The 22,455-nt window shown below is 72.6% G+C and carries 22 protein-coding genes; 15 read left to right on the forward strand and 7 right to left on the reverse strand.

The features are described 5' to 3' along the window. The first annotated feature begins 16 nt into the window (after positions 1–16). The 3 genes from ACNQOV_RS11050 to ACNQOV_RS11060 all read left to right on the forward strand — a co-directional run bounded on the left by ACNQOV_RS11050 (position 17) and on the right by ACNQOV_RS11060 (position 3,235). Entirely contained in the window at positions 17–1,273 is a 1,257-nt protein-coding gene (locus tag ACNQOV_RS11050; protein WP_416394532.1) for an inorganic phosphate transporter, read from the forward strand. Beyond that, the gene (locus ACNQOV_RS11055; protein WP_022908617.1) at positions 1,273–1,569 is read left to right on the forward strand and encodes a hypothetical protein; all 297 of its coding nucleotides are present in this window, start codon (positions 1,273–1,275) and stop codon (positions 1,567–1,569) included. Before ACNQOV_RS11050 ends, ACNQOV_RS11055 begins: the two co-directional genes overlap by 1 nt. A 193-nt stretch (positions 1,570–1,762) precedes the next feature. Beyond that, positions 1,763–3,235 (forward strand): aspartate ammonia-lyase, encoded by a 1,473-nt coding sequence (locus ACNQOV_RS11060; protein WP_042724125.1) that lies wholly within the window; start codon positions 1,763–1,765, stop codon positions 3,233–3,235. A 58-nt stretch (positions 3,236–3,293) separates the two neighbouring features. On the opposite strand, the gene ACNQOV_RS11065 is transcribed toward ACNQOV_RS11060, so the two are convergent. Together ACNQOV_RS11065 and ACNQOV_RS11070 are read right to left on the reverse strand one after the other, a co-directional pair. After that, positions 3,294–4,385, reverse strand: a complete 1,092-nt coding sequence (locus tag ACNQOV_RS11065) for a YihY/virulence factor BrkB family protein (protein ID WP_416394533.1) — start codon at positions 4,383–4,385, stop codon at positions 3,294–3,296. A gap of 102 nt (positions 4,386–4,487) precedes the next feature. Continuing rightward, on the reverse strand, positions 4,488–5,810 hold the full coding sequence (locus ACNQOV_RS11070; protein ID WP_416394534.1) for an MFS transporter: 1,323 nt from the start codon (positions 5,808–5,810) through the stop codon (positions 4,488–4,490). A gap of 69 nt (positions 5,811–5,879) precedes the next feature. On the opposite strand from ACNQOV_RS11070, the gene ACNQOV_RS11075 reads away from it, so the two are divergent. Genes ACNQOV_RS11075 through ACNQOV_RS11085 form a run of 3 tightly spaced genes read left to right on the forward strand, consistent with a single transcriptional unit; the run spans position 5,880 to position 9,390 of the window. Continuing rightward, positions 5,880–6,251 carry an FKBP-type peptidyl-prolyl cis-trans isomerase gene (locus ACNQOV_RS11075; RefSeq protein WP_022908613.1) on the forward strand — a complete coding sequence of 124 codons (372 nt, stop codon included), beginning with the start codon at positions 5,880–5,882 and terminating at the stop codon, positions 6,249–6,251. Then, entirely contained in the window at positions 6,251–7,087 is an 837-nt protein-coding gene (locus tag ACNQOV_RS11080) for an aldo/keto reductase (protein ID WP_022908612.1), read from the forward strand. The genes ACNQOV_RS11075 and ACNQOV_RS11080 overlap by 1 nt, the downstream gene beginning before the upstream one ends. A gap of 59 nt (positions 7,088–7,146) precedes the next feature. Then, positions 7,147–9,390: a HelD family protein gene (locus ACNQOV_RS11085; RefSeq protein ID WP_416394535.1), complete on the forward strand. Its 2,244-nt coding sequence runs from the start codon at positions 7,147–7,149 to the stop codon at positions 9,388–9,390. Between the two features lie 222 nt (positions 9,391–9,612). On the opposite strand, the gene ACNQOV_RS11090 is transcribed toward ACNQOV_RS11085, so the two are convergent. From ACNQOV_RS11090 to ACNQOV_RS11100, 3 genes are read right to left on the reverse strand one after another with little or no spacing between them, the layout of a single operon-like run. After that, the gene (locus tag ACNQOV_RS11090; protein ID WP_402263995.1) at positions 9,613–9,885 is read right to left on the reverse strand and encodes a protealysin inhibitor emfourin; all 273 of its coding nucleotides are present in this window, start codon (positions 9,883–9,885) and stop codon (positions 9,613–9,615) included. A gap of 28 nt (positions 9,886–9,913) precedes the next feature. Then, positions 9,914–10,963 (reverse strand): M4 family metallopeptidase, encoded by a 1,050-nt coding sequence (locus ACNQOV_RS11095; protein WP_416394536.1) that lies wholly within the window; start codon positions 10,961–10,963, stop codon positions 9,914–9,916. 34 nt (positions 10,964–10,997) lie between these two features. Beyond that, on the reverse strand, positions 10,998–12,044 hold the full coding sequence (locus ACNQOV_RS11100; protein ID WP_416394537.1) for a glycoside hydrolase family 6 protein: 1,047 nt from the start codon (positions 12,042–12,044) through the stop codon (positions 10,998–11,000). Between the two features lie 111 nt (positions 12,045–12,155). Between ACNQOV_RS11100 and ACNQOV_RS11105 the strand changes: the two genes are divergently transcribed. The 8 genes from ACNQOV_RS11105 to ACNQOV_RS11140 all read left to right on the forward strand — a co-directional run bounded on the left by ACNQOV_RS11105 (position 12,156) and on the right by ACNQOV_RS11140 (position 17,234). Next, the gene (locus ACNQOV_RS11105) at positions 12,156–12,602 is read left to right on the forward strand and encodes a VanZ family protein (RefSeq protein ID WP_416394538.1); all 447 of its coding nucleotides are present in this window, start codon (positions 12,156–12,158) and stop codon (positions 12,600–12,602) included. Positions 12,603–12,703: 101 nt separating this feature from the next. Then, positions 12,704–12,973, forward strand: a complete 270-nt coding sequence (rpsO, locus tag ACNQOV_RS11110; protein ID WP_070416523.1) for a 30S ribosomal protein S15 — start codon at positions 12,704–12,706, stop codon at positions 12,971–12,973. A 139-nt stretch (positions 12,974–13,112) separates the two neighbouring features. After that, a complete protein-coding gene (locus tag ACNQOV_RS11115; RefSeq protein WP_402263982.1) occupies positions 13,113–13,763 on the forward strand; it encodes a CE1759 family FMN reductase in 651 nt (216 codons plus the stop codon). Between the two features lie 94 nt (positions 13,764–13,857). Beyond that, positions 13,858–14,253, forward strand: coding sequence for a hypothetical protein (locus ACNQOV_RS11120; protein WP_416394539.1), 396 nt, complete (start codon positions 13,858–13,860; stop codon positions 14,251–14,253). Between the two features lie 2 nt (positions 14,254–14,255). Continuing rightward, positions 14,256–15,182: an FAD:protein FMN transferase gene (locus tag ACNQOV_RS11125; RefSeq protein WP_416394540.1), complete on the forward strand. Its 927-nt coding sequence runs from the start codon at positions 14,256–14,258 to the stop codon at positions 15,180–15,182. Further along, complete coding sequence (locus ACNQOV_RS11130; protein WP_416394541.1) at positions 15,182–15,739, forward strand: ferric reductase-like transmembrane domain-containing protein; 558 nt, start codon at positions 15,182–15,184, stop codon at positions 15,737–15,739. The genes ACNQOV_RS11125 and ACNQOV_RS11130 overlap by 1 nt, the downstream gene beginning before the upstream one ends. Next, positions 15,736–17,022, forward strand: coding sequence for an NADH-ubiquinone oxidoreductase-F iron-sulfur binding region domain-containing protein (locus tag ACNQOV_RS11135; RefSeq protein WP_416394542.1), 1,287 nt, complete (start codon positions 15,736–15,738; stop codon positions 17,020–17,022). The genes ACNQOV_RS11130 and ACNQOV_RS11135 overlap by 4 nt, the downstream gene beginning before the upstream one ends. After that, positions 17,019–17,234, forward strand: coding sequence for a ferredoxin (locus ACNQOV_RS11140; RefSeq protein WP_022905308.1), 216 nt, complete (start codon positions 17,019–17,021; stop codon positions 17,232–17,234). The genes ACNQOV_RS11135 and ACNQOV_RS11140 overlap by 4 nt, the downstream gene beginning before the upstream one ends. A 10-nt stretch (positions 17,235–17,244) precedes the next feature. On the opposite strand, the gene ACNQOV_RS11145 is transcribed toward ACNQOV_RS11140, so the two are convergent. Next, positions 17,245–18,432, reverse strand: a complete 1,188-nt coding sequence (locus ACNQOV_RS11145; protein WP_031260868.1) for a coiled-coil domain-containing protein — start codon at positions 18,430–18,432, stop codon at positions 17,245–17,247. Between the two features lie 278 nt (positions 18,433–18,710). Here ACNQOV_RS11145 and ACNQOV_RS11150 point away from each other — a divergent pair, with 278 nt between their 5' ends. Then, positions 18,711–20,984: a polyribonucleotide nucleotidyltransferase gene (locus tag ACNQOV_RS11150; protein WP_402263964.1), complete on the forward strand. Its 2,274-nt coding sequence runs from the start codon at positions 18,711–18,713 to the stop codon at positions 20,982–20,984. 246 nt (positions 20,985–21,230) lie between these two features. Here the strand turns inward: ACNQOV_RS11150 and ACNQOV_RS11155 are convergent, their stop codons facing one another. After that, positions 21,231–21,758: a YbhB/YbcL family Raf kinase inhibitor-like protein gene (locus tag ACNQOV_RS11155; protein ID WP_402263961.1), complete on the reverse strand. Its 528-nt coding sequence runs from the start codon at positions 21,756–21,758 to the stop codon at positions 21,231–21,233. Positions 21,759–22,455 lie beyond the last annotated feature (697 nt).

Genomic DNA, 22,455 nt, shown 5'->3' on the forward strand with positions numbered 1-22,455 from the left:
GGGACACTTGCCCGCGGTGGACATCACACTCATAGTCGTCCTGGTCATCGCGTTGGCCCTCTTCTTCGACTTCACAAACGGTTTTCACGACACCGCCAACGCGATGGCGACACCGATCGCAACGGGCGCCATGAAGCCCAAGGTGGCCGTCACGGTCGCCGCGGTGCTCAACCTCGTCGGTGCGTTCCTCAGCACCGCGGTGGCGACGTCGATCTCGCACGGCCTCATCAACGAGGGGCCGGGTGGCGTCGCGATCACCCCCGAGATGATCTTCGCGGGCCTCATCGGTGCGGTCGTCTGGAACATGATCACGTGGCTGCGCGGCCTGCCGTCGTCGTCCTCGCACGCGCTGTTCGGCGGGCTCATCGGTGCCGCGATCGTCGGCGCCGGGTTCGACGCCGTGAACTACGCGGCGCTGCTGACGGTGGTGATCATCCCCGCGTTCCTGTCGCCGGTGATCGCGGCGCTGGTGTCGTTCCTCTCGACCCGGATCGCGTACCGGATCACCCGTCGCCCGGTCTTCCCGAACGAGCGCGGCGGCTTCCGCATCGGCCAGGTCTTCACGAGCTCGATGGTGTCGCTCGCGCACGGCACGAACGACGCGCAGAAGACGATGGGCGTCATCACGCTGACGCTGATCGCCTCGGGAGCGCAATCGACCGAGCAGGGCGTGCAGTTCTGGGTCGTGATCGCCTGTGCGCTCGCGATCGCCCTCGGCACGTACACCGGCGGGTGGCGCATCATCCGCACGCTCGGCTCGGGCATCACCGAGATCCGCGCGACGCAGGGCTTCGCCGCTGAGGCCTCGACGGCGGCGACGATCCTCGCCTCGAGCCACCTCGGGTTCGCGCTCTCCACCACGCAGGTGTCCTCCGGCTCGATCATCGGTGCCGGCCTCGGCCGCCGCGGGTCGAAGATCCAGTGGTCCACCGCGGGCAAGATCGTCATCGCCTGGTTCATCACCCTGCCGGCTGCTGCCGCCGTCGGTGCGGTCGCCTCCGGGATCGCCCTCCTCGGCGTCGGCGGGCTCGTCATCGATGCGGTCGTCGGTGCGGCGGTGATCCTCGGGCTGTACCTGTGGTCGCTCCGGAAGCCGCACGAGCAGGCTGCCGCGATCGAGGTGGACGTCGCCGCCAACGCGGTGTTCACCCGCAAGGAGCTGCGTGACCTGCAGCGGAAGAAGCGCGCCGAGACCGTCGCCGCGCGCCGAGCCGAGCTGAGCCGCGAGCGCACCCTGCGCCGCATGGCCGGTCGCAAGGGAGGACGTCGCTGATGGGTATCGACTGGTTCGCGTTCCTGACGGTCGCGATCGTCTCGCTCGTCGGCGCGTGCTTCGTGGTCACGGTCTACTCGATCGGCCTGCGCTTCTGGAGCGCGGCCGACACCCGCGCCGGCAAGTTCACCGTGAAGGACGACGGCACCATCGGTCCGGCGACGGTCGGGTTCCCGCACCCGTCGAACGTCACGACCGCCGTGCGCTGGCTCCGGACGCTGTCCGTCGCCTGCTTCGTCGTCTCCGGCGCGGCCGTGCTCTACGGCATCTACCTCATCGTCCCGCAGTTCCACTGACCGATCCGGCGCTGACCGGCGTGGGCGCCCTGGGCGCGACCCCCTGACGGCCGGAGGCGCGGTGCCGGCCCGCACCGCGCCTCCAGGCCGTCTCCGCGTGGGTCCACCGCGCCACGGGATCCGGCGCGCGTCGCGACGCGCCCGCCCGACCCGGGCCCGGCCCCGACCGGCCGGACGGGCTACCCTCGTGGGCGTGACCGGCAACGAAGCAGCACAGACCCGTACCGAGACCGACTCCCTGGGGTCGCGCGACGTCCCAGCGGACGCGTACTGGGGCATCAACACCCTCCGCGCGCTCGAGAACTTCCCCATCACCTCGGTCCCGATCGCGGTCTACCCGGACCTCGTCGAGGCCCTCGCGACGGTGAAGCAGGCCGCGGCCCGGGCGAACAAGGCGATCGGGGTGCTCGACGCCGAGCGCGCCGACGCCATCGACCGTGCCGCGCAGGAGGTCCGCGACGGCGCGCTGCGCGACCAGTTCGTCGTCGACATCGTGCAGGGCGGAGCCGGTACCTCGACGAACATGAACACGAACGAGGTGCTCGCGAACCGGGCCCTCGAGCTCCTCGGGCGCGAGAAGGGCGACTACGCGTACCTGCACCCGATCGACCACGTGAACCGCAGCCAGTCGACGAACGACACGTACCCGACGAGCATCAAGCTCGCGATGATCCTGGGCGTGCAGCGGCTCACCGAGCAGCTGTCCCTGCTGTCCGACGCCTTCGCCGAGCGTGGGCACGCCTTCGCCGACGTGTTGAAGATCGGCCGCACGCAGCTGCAGGACGCGGTGCCGATGACCCTCGGGCAGGAGTTCACCGGCTTCGCGCACACCATCCAGGAGGACGTCCTCCTGCTCTCCAAGGTCATGCCGCTGCTCGCCGAGACGAACCTCGGCGCGACGGCGATCGGCACCGGGATCACGGCCGACCCCCAGTACCGCGACGAGGTGCGCCGGCAGCTGCAGGTCGCGTCCGGGCTCGACATCGTGACGGCACCGGACCTCATCGAGGCCACGAGCGACGCCGGCGCCTTCATGACCCTGTCCGGCACCGTGAAGCGGAGCGCCGCGAAGCTCTCGAAGATCTGCAACGACCTGCGGCTGCTCGCCTCGGGGCCGCAGGCGGGGCTCGGCGAGATCACCCTGCCCGCGCGCCAGGCAGGGTCGTCGATCATGCCGGGCAAGGTGAACCCGGTCATCCCCGAGGTCGTGAACCAGATCGCGTTCGCCGTCGTCGGCGCGGACACCACCGTCACCATGGCGGCCGAGGGCGGGCAGCTGCAGCTCAACGCCTTCGAGCCGATCATCGCCCACTCGATCCTGCAGTCGCTGCAGTGGATGGCGAGCGGCTGCGCGACGCTCCGGATCAACTGCGTGACGGGCATCGAGGCGAACGAGGCCAAGCTCGCGGCGCAGGTCGACACGAACGTCGGCGTCGTCACCGCGCTCACGCCGTACATCGGGTACGCGGCCGCGGCGTCGATCGCGCACACGGCACTGACGACCTCGACGCCCATCTCGACGCTCGTCACCGCGGCGGGGCTCATGGAGGAGGACCAGGTGCAGCGTGTCCTCAGCCCGGCCCGGCTCTCCGGGATCGAGCTGGCGACGGGGGCGATCCCGGTGGTCACCGAGGAGATGCTCGACCGGGCCGCGCGGGAGCGCTGAGGAGCGGGGGAGCGCGGGAACGCGGAATCGCGGGAGCGCTGAGCCGCGCGGGGCGCGTCTACGGCAGCGGCGGTTCGCCGACCCGCACCTGCCGGGCCATGTCCCGCAGGTGCGCCGCCGCCTCGGCCTCGGCCGGGTCGGCGTCCTCGTCGGCGGCCCGCTGCGCGGCGATCGTCCGGACGTGGTGCGCGGCGGCGATGTCGGCGTCCCGCCACCGGGCGAGCGTGAAGTTCCGCGTGACGTCCCGGAGCGGCAGCCGGATCGACTCGTCGGCCTCGATGCCGGCGAGCAGCTGTCGCATCCGGATCACCTCGGAGTCGAGCTCCCCGCCCACGACGAGCACGAAGTTCGAGATGTACAGGTACACCAGCAGCAGGATCGCGCCACCGAGCCAGCCGTACGCCTTGTTGCCGCCGCCGACCGTCTCGACGTACAGCGAGAACCCGAGCGTCGCCAGCGCCCACGTCACGATCGCGAACCCGGCGCCCGCGGACACCCACCGCAGCTGCGGCGTCTTCACGTTCGGCGTCGCGTAGTAGAGCACCGCCACCATCACCACGAGGTCGGCGGCGAGGATCGGCCACTTCACGACGTTCCACAGGTCGTCGATCCACGGCGCCCACCCGAACGACCGGATGACCGCGGCGGAGATCGTCGGGGTGCCGAGCAGGATCACGATCGCGATCGCCCCGCCGGCCATCACGAGGAGCGTGACGAGGAGCATCATGCTGCGGAACTTCCAGATGCGCCGACCCTCCTCGACCTCGTACGCGGTGTTCATCGCCCGGCCGAACGCGGTCGCGTAGCCGGAGAGCGACCACAGCGTCAGGACGACCCCGATCGCGAAGCCGAGCCACGGGTTGTCGAGGGTGAGGAGCTGCCGGAGCGGACCCTCGAGGTGCGCGGCCGTCTCCGGGCGCACGATGAACCCGAGGATGCCGATGATGTCCTCGAGGCTGTCGCCCTGCCGGTCCACGATCGACAGCGCGGACACGACGGTCAGCGTCGTCGGGAACACCGTGAGGAGCGCGAAGAACGTGAGCGACGCCGCCGCATCGACGACGCGGTGCCGGATCACCGAGTGGTAGGTGCGCCGGACCACGGCGCGGACTCCCGTCCGCTGGAGGTCACGGGATGCGCTGTCCGGCATGCGTTGTACGGTACCCGACACCTGCGGGCCGGGAGGCGCGTGCCGGGCCCGCACCGCGCCTCCCGTCCGGTGGGCGGTCGCGTCCGGCGGCCGCTCCGCGCGTCAGTCGGCGTGCGGGTGCCGGGCGTCGTACCGGCGGAAGGACGGCACCGCACGGAGGAGCAGCGCGACCAGGCCGATGATGAGCACGCCGCCGATGATCGGCGGGTACGCGATGCCGGCGGCCACCACGAGCCCCGCGTAGAGGTCGCCGAGCCGCGGGCCCCCCGTCACGACGACGATGAAGATGCCCTGCAGCCGCCCGCGCATGCCGTCCGGCGAGGCCGCCTGCAGGATCGTGTTCCGGAACACCGAGCTGACGTTGTCCGCGCCACCGGCCGCCGCGAGGAAGAGCGCCGCGAGACCGAGCGCCGGCAGGATGCCGGTGGTGAACGCGTCGCCCTGGCGACCGCCGAGTGCGTGGGCGCAGGCGATGACCACGCCGAACGCCGCGATCGCGCCGCCGTAGGCGGTGATCGCCCAACCGACCGCCTCGCCCTGGCGGCGGACGTGCCCGAGCGGACCGGAGAAGACGCTCGAGAGCAGGGCGCCGATCGCGTACGCGGCGGTGAGGGTGCCGACCGTGATCGACCCGCCGCCGATCACGAGCGCGCCGATCGCCGGGAAGAGCACGCGCGGCTGCCCGAACGTCATCGCGACGATGTCGAGCACGAACGTCATGGTGATGTTCCGGGAGCGTCGGAGGAACCGCGCACCCTCGACGAGCGAGCCGAGCCCCGGCCGGAGCGCGTCGCGGTCGGCGGCCATCCGCGGCAGGGTGAACACCCCGAGGAACGCGAAGGTGAACAGCACGACGTCGATCGTGTAGGTCGGGGCGAAGCCGACGGCCGCGATGAGCACGCCCGCGACCGCGGGACCCACCGTGACCTGGAAGCCCGAGGCGATGCCACCGAGGGCGCTCGCCGCGGGGAGCAGGTCGGTGCCGACCAGGCGCGGCACGATCGCCGAGCGCGAGGCGTTGCTGACGGTCGCGGCGACGGCGTTCACCGTGGCGAGCACGTACAGCAGGGCGACGCTGTGGAGTCCGAGCCAGGCGTGCGTGGCGATCAGGGCGACCGCGGCCCAGGCGATGATCGCGGACACGAGGGCGACCGTGCGCCGGTCGAAGGCGTCGGCGAGCATCCCGCCGTAGAGGCCGGCGACGATCATCGGCAGCAGCGCGATCACGCCGACGAGGGCGACCGCGAAGGTCGAGCCGGTGATGTCGTAGACCTCGAGGCCGACGGCGACGGTCGTCATCTGCGTGCCGATGCCGGCGATCGCGGTCCCGAGCCACAGCCGGGCGAAGGCGGGGGAGCGGCGGAGCGGGGTGAGGTCGGCGAGGAGACGGCGTCGGCGCGCGTCGGTCAGTGTGGATGATGTCACGGTGGAACCATTCTGGGGGCTGGACGGTCGGTGCGCCTGCCGTTGTCCACCTCTGGTTGACTGGCGGGCATGACTGACCTGAACAGCAAGCCCGAGTTCGACGCCCCCGAGGGCCCCGCCCCCACCGAGCTCGTCGTCACCGACATCGTCGAGGGCTCCGGCGACGTGGCCTCCGCCGGGTCGACCGTCAAGGTGCACTACGCCGGCGTCGAGTACGAGACCGGCGAGGAGTTCGACAGCTCGTGGAACCGCGGCGAGCCGATCGACTTCCCGCTCGCGGCCCTGGTGCGCGGCTGGCAGGAGGGCATCCCCGGCATGAAGGTCGGCGGGCGCCGCAAGCTCGTCGTCCCGCCGGAGCTCGCCTACGGCCCCGCGGGCGGCGGCCACTTCCTGTCCGGCAAGACCCTGATCTTCGTCATCGACCTGCTCGGGGTCCGCTGATGCAGGTCGGCGCCCCGACCATCGAGCTGAACGACGGCCACCGCTTCCCGGAGCTCGGCCTCGGCACCTACGGCCTGAACGGCGACGAGGGGGCGGCGGCGGTCGGCACCGCGCTCGCGGGCGGCTACCGGCTGCTCGACACGGCGCTGAACTACGGCAACGAGGACGCCGTCGGCAAGGCCGTCCGCGAGTCCGACGTCGCGCGCGAGGACATCGTCGTGACCTCGAAGCTCCCCGGGCGCCACCACGGCTACGACGAGGCACACCGGTCGATCGACGAGACGCTCGGCAACCTCGGTCTCGACTCCGTCGACCTCTACCTCATCCACTGGCCGAACCCCTCGGTGGACAAGTTCGTCGACACCTGGAAGGCCTTCGTCGACCTGCGTGACAGCGGCAAGGTGCGCTCGATCGGCGTCTCGAACTTCACGCCGGAGCACCTGCGCCGCATCGTGGACGCGACGGGTGTCGCCCCGGCCGTGAACCAGGTCGAGCTGCACCCGTACTTCCCCCAGGCGGAACTGCGGAAGGTGCACCAGGAGCTCGGCATCGTGACCGAGAGCTGGAGCCCCCTGGCGAAGCGGTCGGAACTGCTCAGCGAGCAGCCCGTCGTCGACGCCGCGGCCGCGCACGGGGTCGCACCCGGCCAGGTCGTGCTCCGCTGGCACGTCCAGATCGGTGCCGTCCCGGTGCCGAAGTCCGGCGACGCGGACCGGCAGCGCGAGAACCTCGACGTCTTCGGCTTCGCGCTGACCGACGACGAGGTGGCGGCGATCTCCGGCCTCGAGCGCGGACGCCTCTGGGACGGCGACCCGGACACGCACGAAGAGATGTAGGAAGTCTCACTTCGGGATGGGGGGACTACACTGGGTTCCCCTGTCCCGAAGGGTTGTGTGTGTCCGAACCGACCGAGATCGACCGCGAGCGCGGCTACGTGGACGGCCTCTTCTGCCGTCTCGACGAGCTGACCGCCGAGGCCGAGCAGCGTCTCGCCGAAACCCGCCGCCAGGCGGTCGGCGGGAACCACCAGAGCCGCAGCGAGCGCGATGCGTACGCCCGGCTCTACGAGGACACCATCGCGACACTCGAACGCGTCGGCGACCGGCTGGTGTTCGGTCGGCTCGAGGTGTCCGAACCGGACAGCGACGAGGACGCCTTCCGCTACATCGGCCGCGTGGGCCTGCGGGACCGTGACCACCGTCCGCTCCTGCTCGACTGGCGGGTCCCCGGGGCGAGCGCCTTCTACCAGGCGACCGCGGCGCACCCGATGGGCATGCGCGCCCGTCGGCACCTGACGCTCGACGGCCGCAGCGTCATCGGCGTCGAGGACGAGGTCTTCGACGCCAGCCTCTACGACGACGAGCGCACCCACCTGCAGGGCGAGGGCGCGCTCCTCGCCGCGGTCACCGCCGAGCGCACCGGCCGGATGACCGACATCGTCGCGACGATCCAGGGCGAGCAGGACCGCATCATCCGGTCGCCGCTCGAGGGCGTGCTCATCGTCCAGGGCGGCCCCGGTACCGGCAAGACCGCTGTCGCCCTGCACCGTGCCGCGTACCTGCTCTACTCCTACCGCGAACGACTCCGGGGCTCCGGCGTGCTCATGGTCGGCCCGTCGCCGGCGTTCCTCACCTACATCGAGCAGGTGCTGCCGTCGCTCGGCGAGACCGGCGTGGTGATGGCCTCGCTCGGCTCGCTCTACCCGGGCGTGCACGCCTCCCGGCACGACCAGCGCGACGTCGCCGCGGTGAAGGGCTCGGCCGAGATGGCGCAGCTGCTCCGTCGCGCCGTGCGGTCCCGCCAGGTCGTCCCGACCGAGTCGGTCACGCTCGACGTCGAGGGGGAGCGGCTCGTCGTGCCGCCCGAGCTCGTCGCCGACGCCATGAAGCGCGCGCAGGACCGCGGGAAGCCCCACAACGCCGCCCGCGTCACGTTCAACAAGATCGCCCTCGACGCGATGACACGCCTGCTCGCCGAGCAGCTCCGCGAGCGCGGGACCACCGTCGACGAGGCGGACGAGAAGGTCCTGCGCGAGGACATCCGCTCGTCGTACGACGCCCGCGTGCTGCTCAACACCGCGTGGCTGCCGCTGCCGCCGGAGAAGTTCCTCGAGGACCTGTACGCCCGACCGAACTGGCTCGCCACGCTCACCCCGCACTGGACCCCGGAACGCCGGGCACTCCTGCTGCGCGACCGCGGTGCCGAGTTCACGGTCGAGGACGTCCCGCTCCTCGACGAGGCCGCCGAGCTCCTCGGCCCGTTCGACCCCACCGGCGGGGCTGCGAAGCGTGCGGCCAAGGCGAGCCGCAACCGCGACATCGAGAACGCCCGCCAGGCGATCGAGAACATGGGGGTCGAGGGCATCGTCACGGCCGAGCAGGTCGCCGGGTCCTTCGCCGAGGGCGGCGACCCCCGCTCCACGGCCGAGCGCGCCGCCGAGGACCGCGAGTGGACCTACGGCCACATCGTCGTCGACGAGGCGCAGGAGCTCTCGCCGATGCAGTGGCGCGTGCTCGCCCGCCGGAACCCGCTCCGGTCGTTCACCATCGTGGGCGACATGGCGCAGGGGTCCTCGCCCGGGGCCGCGCGCTCGTGGGACGACGTGGTCGGCGCCCTCGCCCGTCGTCGTCGGGGTCGTGCGCCGCTGGTGCCGATCGAGCACCGCGTCGAGGAGCTCACCGTGAACTACCGCACCCCGCGGTCGATCGTGCTCGCCGCTGGGGAGTTCGCCGACGCGGCGGGGTTGATGGTCACGAAGACCGAAGCCGTCCGCGACGGTGACCCCGTGCAGCGCGTCACGTCCGATCGGGCAGCGGTGCTCGACACGGTCGCCGCGCTCGTCGAGGCCGAACGAGCCGCGATCGGCAGCGGCACGACCGGTGTCATCGTGCCCGAGGCCGACGTCGACGCCGTCCGGGAGCGCTTGGCCCGGACCACGGCGGACGTCCGGTCGCTCGGGTCGCCCCGGCCGGGGTCCGTCACGGTGCTCACGGGTGCCGATGCGAAGGGCCTCGAGTTCGACGGCGTGCTGCTGGTCGATCCGGAGCGGGTCGGACAGGACGCGGCACGTGCGGCTGCTGCCGTGTACGTCGCCATGACGCGCCCGACGCGTCGCCTGACCGTCGTCGACGTCACCTGAGCGCCGCTCGCGGCACGTCGTGCGTGCGTCGTGCGTGTCACTTCGTGCGCGCGTCGTGCGGGTCACTTCGCGCGCGCGTCGTGCGTCGTGCGAGCCACTTCGTGAGCAGAAATGGTCGGGTGCGCGCGGGCGACCCGACCATTTCTGCTCACCAAGCGCAATGGGGCGGGCGCGCGGGCGCGGGCGCGGGCGCGGGCGCACGGGAGGCGCGGGGCGCGTCCGTCAGGTCGGCGCGCCCTCGGTCCGCACGCGCGTCACGAGTGCCGCCCACGGGCCGTCGAGGCGGGTGCCGGGGATCGTGACCGTCGTCCGTTCGACGGTGATCGTCCACGTGAAGTCGTCGCGGACGCCCGGTGCCGGGGCGCTCGGGGCGTCGCGGGGGAGCGCCCCGACGAGTTCCGACCACCCGGCGGGGTCGTCCGAGGCGTCGGTGTCGACGCGCCACCCCCTGGTCGTGCCGGCGATGCCCCCACTGCGGCGGACGTCGATGTGCATGGTGCTGACGGTACGCCGACGGCCCGGTTCAGTCGAGCACGCCCACCGTCCGCCAGGCGTCCGCGACGGCGGTGTGCTCGGCGGAGCCGTCCCCGAAGCGGGTGCGGGCTGCGTCCACCGTGACGGCCGCGAACCCGGCGAAGTCGATCGACGCGGTCACCGCGCTCGACGTGAGGGCGTCCCACCAGACGGCGCCGGCCCCCTCCCACGCGTTGCCCCCGATGGCGGTGGCGGCGAGGTAGAACGCGTGGTTCGGGATGCCGGAGTTGGTGTGCACGCCGCCGGAGTCCTCGGTGGTGTCGACGTACCCGGCCATGGTCGCGGGCTGCGGGTCCTTGCCGAGCACCGGGTCGTCGTACGCGGTGCCCGGTGCCTTCATGGACCGCAGGGCGACCCCGTGCACCGCCGGCGTGAAGAGCCCCTCGCCGATGAGCCACGACGCCTGGTCGGCGCTCTGGCGCTTGGCGTACTGGGCGACGAGCGAGCCGAACACGTCGCTGATCGACTCGTTCAGCGCGCCGGACTGCCCCTCGTACGTCAGGTCGGCGGTGTACTGCGTGACACCGTGCGCGAGTTCGTGGCCGATGACGTCGACCGCGATCGTGAAGCGCTCGAAGACCTCGCCGTCGCCGTCGCCGAAGACCATCCGGCTGCCGTCCCAGTAGGCGTTGTCGTAGTCCTGCCCGTAGTGCACCGTGGCGTCGAGGGGCAGCCCGGCTCCGTCGATCGACACCCGTCCGAACACCTCGAGCCAGAAGGCGTGCGTGTCGCCGAGGCCGGTGTACGCCTCGTCCACCGCGGCGTCACCGGTGACCGGGTCGCCCTCGCGCCGGACGGTCGTACCGGGCAGGGTCGTGCCCCCGTGGGCGTCGGAGATGGTCCGCTGCGGCGAGCGGTCGACCGTGCCGCTGACGCCCTGCGGCGGGACCCGGTGGTCGTGCTTCGGTCGCTGCACGGTGTCGAGCGAGGCCAGCGCCGTCCGGGCGGCCGACGACGCACGGGGGAAGCCCTGGGCGTCGGCCACGGCGCGGAGCAGGTACGGCGGGACGACGGATCGGATGCGGTCGCGCGGGGTCATGGCGTCATGCAACCACCGGGCACCGACACCGCCCTCAGCCCTCCTTGCGGTTCTCCACGAGGGCGAGCGCGTAGGACTCCCACCACACGCCGGCAGGGGGTCCGCCGTTGCAGGTGCCGTCGCTCAGCCCGGGCGTCTTCACCCAGAGCAGGGCGTCGAGCCGGGTGGAGCCGCGGGTGACGTGCGGGGTCTGCCCGAGCCCCGCGCCCTCGGGGTTGCACCAGGTGCCGCGCCAGCCCTGCCCGTTGCGCGAGACGTCGATGACGAAGTGCGGGTCGCCCCCGATCGCGTCGGCGAGCCGGTCGGCCCAGGCGCGTTCCTGGTCGACGCGGTAGAAGTTGGACACGTTCGTGAAGAAGCCCTGCACCCGGTCGACCCCGGCCTCGCGCAGCCACCGTGCCATCGTCGCCGTCGGCACGCGGTTCTCGTTCCCGCCGTCGAGGTAGACGGTGAGGCCGTGCCCGGCGAGCTCGTCGACGGCCTTGCGGAGCAGCGGCAGGCGGTCGCGTTCGAGGCGCTTGCACACCTGGATCTGGGCGATGGCGTCGGGTTCGACCAGGACCACCGCGTGGGAGCCGGCCATCGCTCGCACTGCCGACCGGACCCACGGCAGGTACGCGTCCGCCGCGGTCCCGCCCTTCGAGTAGCTGCCGCAGTCGCGGTCGGGGACGTTGTAGAGGACGAACACCGGTGTCTTCCGTTGCCGCTCAGCGCTGCGGACGACGTCCCGGATGGTCTGACGCGTCTCGGACACCGAGGTGTCCGTCAGCCAGGTGGCGATCGGTTGGTCGGCGATCACGGCGATCTTCCGCGCCGTCGCGCTGTCGCCGTCGGCCCGCGCCGTGGCCTCGCGTCGGCCGGGTTGGTTCTCGGCGGCGGGCTGCTCGGCGAGTCCGCCGGGGAAGGCCTCGGCCGCCGTCTTCCGCTCGGCGACCTGCCGGCCCGTCGGTGCGGTGTCGCGGGGGAGCACCAGCACGAGCGTCACGACGAGTGCGGCGACCACGACCGCGGCGAGCCCGATCCAGGTCCACTGGCGGCGGCCGGGGCTCCGGCGTGCACGGGTTCCGTCGAGACTCGGCATGCGCCCATGCTCGCAGGTGTGACCCGCACGCGGCCAGGCCCGGAGGACGCACCGGGCGTTCACCCAGCGTGGCCGTCGGTTCTTGCCAGGACGGTGCCCCAGACTGTCCGGATGTTCCGGAAGCTCCTCCTCCTCGCCCTGACCGCGGCGTACGCCTGGGTGATCTGGCGGATGACCCTCACGCCGCAGGTCTTCACCTCGGCGCAGAACTCCCTCGTCCTGCACGCCATCGCCTGGGTGCAGCAGCTCCCGCACGGCGCGTGGTTCACGTACGAGCGCACGGAGTTCCTCGCCAACATCGCGATGTTCGTCCCCGTCGGCATGCTCGCCGCGCTCTGGCTCCCGCGTCGGTGGTGGATCCTCGGCGCACTCGTCGCCGTCGTGCTGTCCACCGGGATCGAGTTCGCGCAGGCCACCTACCTGCCGTACCGCGTCGCCGATCCGCGCGACGTCCTGTCCAACGGGCTCGGCGGCCTGCTCGGCGCCACCCTCGTCGGCCTCGTCCGGAGCCTGCTGCCGGCTCCGCGACGGCGTCGACTGCGTGCCAGGACGGCGTGAGGATCTGGTAGTCTTGCGCGGTTGCCGTCGAACGGCCGCGGACAAAGAGCGCTCGTGCATCAGGCACGGGCACCGCGCAACGGACAGGAAGGGGATCATCCATGGCACTTGACGCGAAGGTCAAGCAGGAGATCATCGAAGAGTACGCGACCCACCCGGGCGACACCGGATCCCCCGAGGTCCAGGTCGCCGTTCTGACGCGTCGCATCAACGACCTGAACGAGCACCTCAAGGAGCACAAGCACGACCACCACTCGCGTCGTGGTCTGCTGCTCATGGTCGGTCAGCGTCGCCGTCTCCTCGGTTACCTCTCCGACGTCGACATCGCCCGCTACCGTGCGCTCATCGAGCGTCTCGGCCTGCGTCGCTAGTCGACCGACACACGGCTTGACCGAACGCCCCGGCCCTCGAACGAGGACCGGGGCGTTCTCGGTTCCCACGGGAATGCTTGCGGCAGCCGCGCGGTTCGGTACGATGTTCATGCAAACGCATCGAAAGTCGGGATCCACCATGACCACCATCGCCGTCGTCTCCGCCGGGCTCTCCGAGCCCAGCTCCACCCGCCTGCTCGCCGACCGCCTCGGCGAGGCCACCGTCGCGGCGCTCGCGGCACCGAGCCCGTCCGGACTGCCAGGAGGCGCGGCGCACGTCCGGCACGTCGACCTGCGTCCGCTGGCGCACGAGATCACCGACGCGATGCTCACCGGGTTCGCCGCGCCGGCGCTGTCCGCCGCGACGGCGACCGTCGTCGAGGCCGACGCCGTCGTGTTCGTCACGCCGATCTTCACCGCCGGGGTGAGCGGCCTCGCGAAGTCGTTCCTCGACGTGCTCGACAAGGACTCGCTCGCCGACATGCCGGTCCTGCTCGGGGCGACCGGCGGCACCGCACGGCACTCGCTCGCGATCGACCACGCGCTGCGTCCGGTGTTCGCGTACCTCCGCGCCGCCGTCGTCCCCACCGGGGTGTTCGCGGCCACGGACGACTGGGGGAGCGCCGGGGACTCGGCCGCACTCGACGGTCGCATCCGCCGGGCCGGGGACGACCTGGCCTGGGCGATCCGCGCCTCCCGTCGGACCCCGCAGACGGCCGACGCGCTCCCCGTGACCGCGGACTTCCAGACCATGCTCGGCGGCCTCGGCCGGCAGGCCGCGCGCTCTTAGACCCGCCACAGGGTTCGTCCGGCCGGGGCGCAGCCCGTCCTCGGCCCGCTCATCGGAGCGCTCGGGAACCTCGTCTCGACGACGAGGAGGACCGATGGACACCAGACGGAACGGCAGGCGCTCCGCCCGGATCACGAGTGCGCTCGTGAGCCTGGGCGGACTCGCGGTCGCGATGGTCACCGGGGCCGGGCTGTGGTTCGGGCACGAGCAGGCCACGACCACGACGGACGGGACGACGAGCGGGTCGTCGAACTCGAGCACGACGAGCGACCCGGACTCGTCGACGTCCTCGTCCTCCTCGTCGTCCGGCGACTCGACGTCGACGGACTCCTCGTCGAGCGGTTCGTCCTCGAACGACTCGTCGTCGAGCGACTCGTCCTCGACCGACTCGGGCACGTCCACCGACTCCGGGACGTCCACCGACCAGGGCGTGACGCAGGGCACCACGGGCGGGTCCAGCTCCTCCGACGCGACGACGACAGGGTCGTGACCGTGCGCGCCGCAGCCGAGTGGGACCTCTGGACCACCACCGCCCGTGTCGTCCTCGACCACCGCGACCGTCGCCACCTCGACGCCGCCCGGTCCTGCGTCGACGAGGTCACCGCCGCCGTCGACGCGGCGTGCAGCCGCTTCCGGAGCGACTCCGAGCTCGTCGCCCGCGCCGACGAGCTCGTCCGAGGCGCCGAGGTCTCCCCGCTCCTCGCCGCGCTCGTGCACCAGGCGCTCGACGCGGCCCGGGCCACCGACGGCGACGTCGACCCCACCCTCGGCACCCGCATGGTGTCCCTCGGGTACGACGCCGCGTTCGCCGACGCCCCGCCCGTCGCCACGCCCGAGGCCGTCGCCCGCGCACTCGACGCCCGACCGGCGTGGCAGCGCGTCCTGCTGGCCGGCACGTTCCTGCGCGTCCCCGAGGGCGTCACGCTCGACCTCGGCGCCACCGCCAAGGCCGCCGCCGCCGACATGGCCGCCGCGAGCATCGCCGCCCGCCTCGGCATCGGCGCCCTCGTCTCGCTCGGCGGGGACGTCGCGACCGCCGGCCCGGACCCGTCCGGCGGCTGGCAGGTGCGCGTGCAGGACCTCGACGAGGACCCCGTCGACCACGTCCGGATCGCCTCCGGCTGGTCCGTCGCGACCTCGAGCACCCAGAAGCGCCGCTGGGAGCAGGACGGCCACGCCCGACACCACATCCTCGACCCGCGGTGGGGGCTGCCGGCCGACCCCGTCTGGCGCTCGGTCACCGTCGTCGCGCCGTCGTGCGTCACCGCCAACACGATGACGACCGCGGCGATCGTCCGCGGCCACGGCGCCACCGAGATGCTCCGGCAGAGCGGGCGGGCCGCGCGGCTCGTCGCCGCCGACGGCACCGTCGTCCGACTCGGCGGCTGGCCCGCCGACGACGCACGGACGGCCGCCTGATGGACACCGCACTCTGGGTCGTCGGCCGCGGTGCCGGTGTCGCCGCGGTCCTGCTCCTGACGCTCACCGTGCTCCTCGGCATCGTCACGCGCGGCGGACGCCCGCTCCCGGGACTGCCGCGGTTCGCCGTGCAGCTGGTGCACCGGGACGTCTCCCTCGCCTCCACCGTGCTGGTCCTCGTGCACGTCGTGTCCCTGCTGTTCGACACCGAGGCCGAGCTGCGCCTGGTCGACACCGTCGTCCCGTTCACCGGGTCGTACCGGTGGTTCTGGCTCGGACTCGGCACCCTCGCCGTGGACCTGCTCGTCGTGCTCGTCGTCACGGCGCTCCTCCGACGCGTCATCGGCCCCCGGGTCTTCCGTGCGGTGCACTGGGCGGCCTACGCGATGTGGCCCGTCGCGATGGCGCACGCGATCGGGACCGGGACGGACGGCACGTCCGTGTGGTTCCTCGTCATCGCCGGGGTCTGCGCCGCCGCGGTCGTCGGCGCGGTCGCCTGGCGCTGCACCACCCGCGTCACCGAGTTCCACTCCATCCGACCGGAGGCCGTCCGATGACCACCACCACGCCCACCACCACCGCCGCGCCGCCCACCGGCACCCGGCGTCTCCTCGCGGCGGCCGGCCCGGACCTGGCGGCCCACCTCGCCGCCCACGGCACGGTGCCGGCGATCGGCCCGGGCATCGTCGACGAGATCGGCCTCGCCGGGATCGACGGTCGCGGCGGCGCCGGGTTCCCCCTCGCGCGGAAGCTCCAGGTCGTCGCGGGACAGGCGCGTCGCGGGCGGAGCGGACGCACACCCGTCATCGTCGGGAACGGCGCAGAGGGCGAGCCGGCCAGCCGCAAGGACGCCGTGCTCCTCGAACGGGCCCCGCACCTCGTGCTCGACGGCCTCGTCGTCGCGGCCGTCGCCGTGGGGGCCACCGAGGCCGTCGTCGCGACGAGCGAGCGCCTCGCCGAGCACGTCCGCCGGGCGATCGACGAGCGGACGGCCGTGGTCGCTCGGCACGGTCAGGCGTCGGACCCGGTGACCCTCGACGTCCGTGCCCTGCCGCACACCTCGTTCGTGTCCGGTGAAGCCGGCGCCCTCGCGTCCGCCGTGTCGGGCGGACGCGGACTGCCGGAGGACCGGGTCGTGCGGCTCGCCGAGCGTGGTCCGAGCGGACGCCCCACCCTCGTGTCGAACGTCGAGACGCTCGCGCAGGCGGCGCTCGTCGCCCGGTACGGGGCGGCGTGGGCGCGGAGCGTCGGGAGCGCGACGGCTCCCGGGACCCGCCTCGTCACCGTCAGCGGTGTGACCGACCCGGCCCGTGCCGTGGTGCTCGAGACCGCCGGGGGTGCGCCGCTCGGGGACCTGTTGGGAGCCTCCCGGCTGGACACGGCCGACCCACGCCGGACGCGCGCCGTCCTGGTCGGCGGATGGGGCGGGACCTGGGTGCCGGCGACGGCGCTCGACGCCCCCTTCGACGTGGACGGCCTCGCGCCGTGGGGAGCGGCACCCGGTGCCGGCGTCCTCGCGGTGCTCGACGACCGGACCTGTCCGATCGCGGTGACGGCGCGGATCGCGGCGGCGCTCGCCGACGCGTCGGCGGGGCGGTGCGGACCCTGCGTGAACGGCCTGCCACGGATCGCGGAGGTGGTGGCGGCGCTCGCCTCCGGGCGCCCGGCCGGGGACCTGGCGGCGGAGGTGCGGCGGCTCGTCGGCCTCGTCGACGGCCGGGGCGCGTGCCATCACCCCGACGGCGTGGCACGCATGGTCCGGAGCGCGATGACCGTGTTCCGGGACGACGTGCAGGCGCACCTCGGGGGTCGCTGCCAGGTCGTGGGAGGTGCCCGGTGACCGCCCTGCACGTGGACTGGACCCGGTGCCGTGGGCGCGGGCTCTGCACGGAGCTCCTCGCCGGGCGGCTGTCGCGCGACGAGTGGGGCTACCCGATCACGACGGACGGCAGCGGGACGCGGGACGTCCCGGTCCGGCCGGACGAGCTGGACGCGGCCCGGGACGCGGTCGCGATGTGCCCGCTGCAGGCCTTGCGACTCACCTCGGACTGACGGCGGCCGATCAGTACCAGTGCGGGTCGACGCTCATCTCGTGGTTCCACGCACCGCACGGCGAGCCGTACGCGTCGTGGATGTAGGCCAGGCCCCAGTTGATCTGCGTCGCCGCGTTCGTCCGCCAGTCCGCACCGGCGACCGCCATCTTCTCGGCCGGGAGCGACTGGGGGATGCCGTACGCGCCGCTCGACGTGTTCAGCGCGTTCGCCCGCCAACCGGACTCCTGGGTCCACAGGGACACCAGGCACGAGAACTGGTCGGAGCCCCAGCCGTAGGCGCCGATCGCGCTGCGGGCGTAGGCCTGTGCTCCCGACGGGTCGACCACGACGCCGCCCGTGCTCGGGTAGGACGACCCGACGCTCGTCGCGGGTGTCGTCGTGTGGGTCGCCGCGGCAGCTGCCGCAGCCGCTGCCGCCTCGCGCCTCCGCTGCTGCTCGGCCTTCTGCGCCGCGACCTGCACGCCGAGCTGGTACCGCTGTTCGGTCGTCGCGGTGGTGTCCTTGAGCGCCGCCAGCTGGGCGTACAGCTCGTCGCTGTGCTGCTGCGTGTCGTCGACGGCGGCGTTCGCAACCGCCTCCGCGTCCTCCGCAGCGCTCGCCGTCGACTCCGCCCGGGCCGCGAGGTCGGCACGCTCGTCCTCGGCGCGGGTGGCCTGGTCGTGCAGCGACGACGCGGTCCCCGCGGCGACCGAGGCGTCGTCCATCACGTCGGCCCACGTCGACGACAGCTGGTCGAGCGCCCCGAGCTGGTAGAGCAGCTGCGAGGGGTCCTTCGCCGTCGCGATGCGGGTGGTCATCTGGCTCGTGCTGCTGTCGCGGTAGAGGTTCGCGGCGAGCTGGCCGGCGCGCTGCTCGGCGCGTTCCGCGGTCGCCGCCGCGTGGTCGGCCTGGGCCTGGAGGGCCGTGGCGGCCTGGGTGGCGGAGGCCAGCGCCGCCTCGGCAGCGTCCGCCTTCTGGGAGGCGTCGAGCGCGGCCTGCGACTTCACCGCTGCGGCCTGCTGCGCGGACTCGAGGGCGGCCTGGACCCGGGCGACCTCGGTCTTCTTCGCCTGCTCGTCACCCTTCGCGCGCTCGACGTCCTGCCAGGTCGGGTACTCCGTCGCGTTCGCCGGGACAGCGGTGACGACGGGGGCGACGAGCGCGCCGACGACCACAGCGGCCGCGACGAACCAGCCCCGGGAAGGGGTGAGGCGCATGGGGGCAGGCTACCGAGGACACGCCCGTTCGCCCTGAGCCTCGCCGTCGAACGGCTGAGGACTGGTAAAGTCCATCACGTCCGAGGACCGTTTCCCCGGACGTCACACAAACACTGCGCAGGCCGGGCACGGAGCTGGTCATCGGTGGTGGCTCGCGGGCCGGACGGTTTCCCGAGTGCTTCTACTGCTGGCCAGACATGCGTCCCGAACTCTTCGGCGCGCACGCACCATCGGGTGCCGTGGCCCCAGCCTGCCGAACACATCAAGGAGGCACCCTTTTGGAGGGTCCCGAGATCAAGTTCGCCGAGGCCGTTCTCGACAACGGCAAGTACGGCAAGCGCACCGTCCGGTTCGAGACCGGTCGGCTCGCACAGCAGGCCCAGGGCGCGGTCGCCGCGTACCTCGACGAGGACACGATGCTCCTCTCGGCCACCAGCGCCGGCAAGCACCCGCGTGAGGGCTTCGACTTCTTCCCGCTGACCGTCGACGTCGAGGAGCGCTCGTACGCCGCCGGCAAGATCCCCGGTTCGTTCTTCCGTCGCGAAGGCCGTCCCAGCACCGAGGCGATCCTCGTCTGCCGTCTCATCGACCGGCCGCTGCGCCCGTCGTTCGTCGACGGCCTCCGCAACGAGGTCCAGATCGTCATCACCGTCCTGAGCATCGCTCCGGACGAGTTCTACGACGCGCTCGCGATCAACGCGGCGTCCGCGTCGACGCAGATCTCCGGTCTGCCGTTCTCCGGCCCGATCGCCGGTGTGCGCCTCGCGCTCATCGGTGACCAGTGGGTCGCGTTCCCGAAGGCGTCGCAGCTCGCCGAGGCCGTCTTCGACCTCACCGTCGCGGGCCGTGTCGTCACGGACGAGGCCGGCAACGAGGACGTCGCCATCATGATGGTCGAGGCCGAGGCCACCGAGCACAGCTGGGACCTCATCCAGGGCGGCGCCACCAAGCCCGACGAGGCCGTCGTCGCGCAGGGTCTCGAGGCGGCGAAGCCGTTCCTCAAGCAGCTCGTCGAGGCGCAGGCGAAGATGGCCGCCCAGTCGGCCAAGGAGATCCAGGACTACCCGGTCTTCCCGCCGTACGCCCCCGAGGTCTACGACGCGGTCGAGGCCATCGCGCTCTCCGAGCTCGGCGACGTCTACAAGATCGCCGGCAAGCTCGAGCGACAGGACGCCGACGACGCCCTCAAGGCTCGCGTCAAGGAGGCCATCGCCGCCAAGGTGACGGCCGGCGAGCTCCCCGAGAGCGCCAACGGCCAGGTCAGCGGCGCCTACAAGTCGGTCACGAAGAAGGTCGTCCGCGGCCGCATCCTGACCGAGCAGGTCCGCATGGACGGTCGCGGCCTCGCCGACATCCGTCCGCTCGACGCCGAGGTCGCCGTGATCCCGCGCGTCCACGGTTCGGCGATCTTCCAGCGCGGCGAGACCCAGATCCTGGGCGTCACCACGCTGAACATGCTCAAGATGGAGCAGCAGATCGACTCGCTGTCGCCCGTCACCAAGAAGCGCTACCTGCACCACTACAACTTCCCGCCGTACTCGACGGGTGAGACCGGTCGTGTCGGTTCGCCGAAGCGTCGCGAGATCGGGCACGGCTTCCTCGCCGAGCGCGCCCTCGTGCCGGTGCTGCCGTCGCGCGAGGAGTTCCCCTACGCCATCCGTCAGGTGTCCGAGGCCCTCGGCTCCAACGGTTCGACGTCGATGGGCTCCGTCTGCGCCTCGACCCTGTCGCTCCTCAACGCCGGTGTGCCCCTCAAGGCCCCGGTCGCGGGCATCGCGATGGGCCTCGTCTCCGACACCGTCGACGGTCAGACCCGCTACGCGGCGCTGACCGACATCCTCGGTGCCGAGGACGCGCTCGGCGACATGGACTTCAAGGTCGCCGGGACCTCGGACTTCGTCACGGCCATCCAGCTGGACACGAAGCTCGACGGCATCCCGTCGTCGGTCCTCGACGCCGCGCTCAAGCAGGCCAAGGAGGCCCGCTCGGCCATCCTCGGTGTGCTCAACGAGGCGATCGACGCCCCCGACGAGATGGCGGACACCGCTCCTCGTGTCATCTCGGTGCAGATCCCCGTCGACAAGATCGGCGAGCTGATCGGCCCGAAGGGCAAGACGATCAACGGCATCCAGGACGAGACCGGCGCCGACATCTCCATCGAGGACGACGGCACCGTGTACATCGGCGCCGTCGACGGTCCGTCGGCCGAGGCCGCCCGCGCCCAGGTCAACGCGATCGCGAACCCGACGAACCCGGAGATCGGGGACCAGTTCCTCGGCACGGTCGTCAAGATCGCCACGTTCGGTGCGTTCGTGTCGCTGCTCCCGGGCCGCGACGGTCTGCTCCACGTCTCCGAGGTGCGCAAGCTCGCCGGTGGCAAGCGTGTGGAGAACGTCGAGGACGTCCTCGGCGTCGGCCAGAAGATCCTGGTCGAGGTCACCAAGGTCGACGACCGCGGCAAGCTGTCGCTCGCGCCGGTCGTCGCCGACGAGGTGGACACCGAGGGTGGCAAGGGTCACGAGACCCACGCCGAGGCCCCGGCCGAGGGCTGATCTCTCCCGCGTCCTGACGCACGAACGGCCGCCGTCCCTTCCGGGGCGGCGGCCGTTCGGCGTTGCGGGGCGTGGCGCGGGCGGCGCGCCACCTGGGTCAGGTTTCGCGCTGACCGTGCGCCAGCTCGGTCAGGTTTCGCGCTGCCCGTGTGTCGGCTGGACCAGGTTTCGCGCTGACCGACAGTTCACGGCCCGCCGAGCGCGTGACCTGTCGGTGAGCGCGAAAGCACCCGGCGCCCGGCGCGACTACGCCGCGGGGGTCTCCTGCGTGCCGACCAGCTGCGCGCGTCCGAGCAGGTGCTCGCGGAGCACGAAGCCCACGACCGCGGGCGTCGCATCGGCCGGTGCCTCGAGGACCGGCACGTCGAGCGCGCTCAGCGTGAAGAAGTACCGGTGCGGCCCGTGCCCGGCGGGCGGAGCGGCGCCGAGGAAGGTGTCCGTGCCGAACTCGTTCCGGCGGCGGAGCGCCTCGGCGGGGAGCAGCGCGTCGTCGGTCCCCGCTCCGGCGGGCAGCGAGGTCGCCGAGGCCGGGATGTCGGTCAGGCTCCAGTGCCAGAACCCGGAGCCGGTCGGGGCATCGGGGTCGTACACCGTGAGGACGAAGCTCTGCGTGCCCTCGGGCGCGCCGGACCACTCGAGCGCGGGGGAGCGGTCCTCGCCGCCGACGTCGCTGCCGCGCGCGGACGTCGGGAGCACACCGCCGTCGCTGAAGTCGGGGCTGGTCAGGGTGAAGGTGGGCACCTCAGGGAGGTTCCAGTTGGGGTCGTTGGCCATGCCCCCAGCCAACACCCGCGGCCTCGGACGTCGCTCGGTGCCGCCGCACGGTGCGCGTTTCGTCGGCCGGTGCGGAGTTGGTGGCTGGGTGCGGCGCTCCAGGCTGGCACGGTGCGCGCAACCGCGCACGGGATGGGTCGGTGCGCACGGTGCGGACTGGAGGCGCGGTGCCGGCCCGCCACGTCCCTCCCGTCCGCACGGTGCGCGCCTTGTCGGCTGGTGAGGCGTTCGTGACGGTGGCCGCGCACGGTGCGCGTTTCGTCGGCTGGTGCGGTGTTGGTGGCTGGGTGCGGCGCCACAGGCCGGCACGGTGCGTGGAACCTCTCACGGGATGCGCAACCGCGCACGGTGCGGACTGGAGGCGCGGCGCCGACCCGCTACGTCCCTCCCGTCCGCACGGTGCGCGCCTTGTCGGCTGGTGCGGTGTTGGTGGCTGGGTGCGGCGCTCCAGGCCGGCACGGTGCGCGGAACCGCGCACGGGGTGCGCAACCGCGCACGGTGCGGAGTGGAGGCGCGGTGCCGGGCCGCTACGTTCCTCCCGTCCGCACGGTGCGCGCCTTGTCGGCTGGTGCGGTGTTGGTGGCTGGGTGCGGCGCTCCAGGCCGGCACGGTGCGCGGAACCGCGCACGGGGTGCGCAAGCGCGCACCGTGCGACAGGTCAGCCGCGCGCCGCGCTCCGCGCGCCGCGCCGCCGCGC

Origin of the sequence: Curtobacterium sp. LFS084, from assembly GCF_047977705.1 — a bacterium.
GTDB lineage: Bacteria > Actinomycetota > Actinomycetes > Actinomycetales > Microbacteriaceae > Curtobacterium.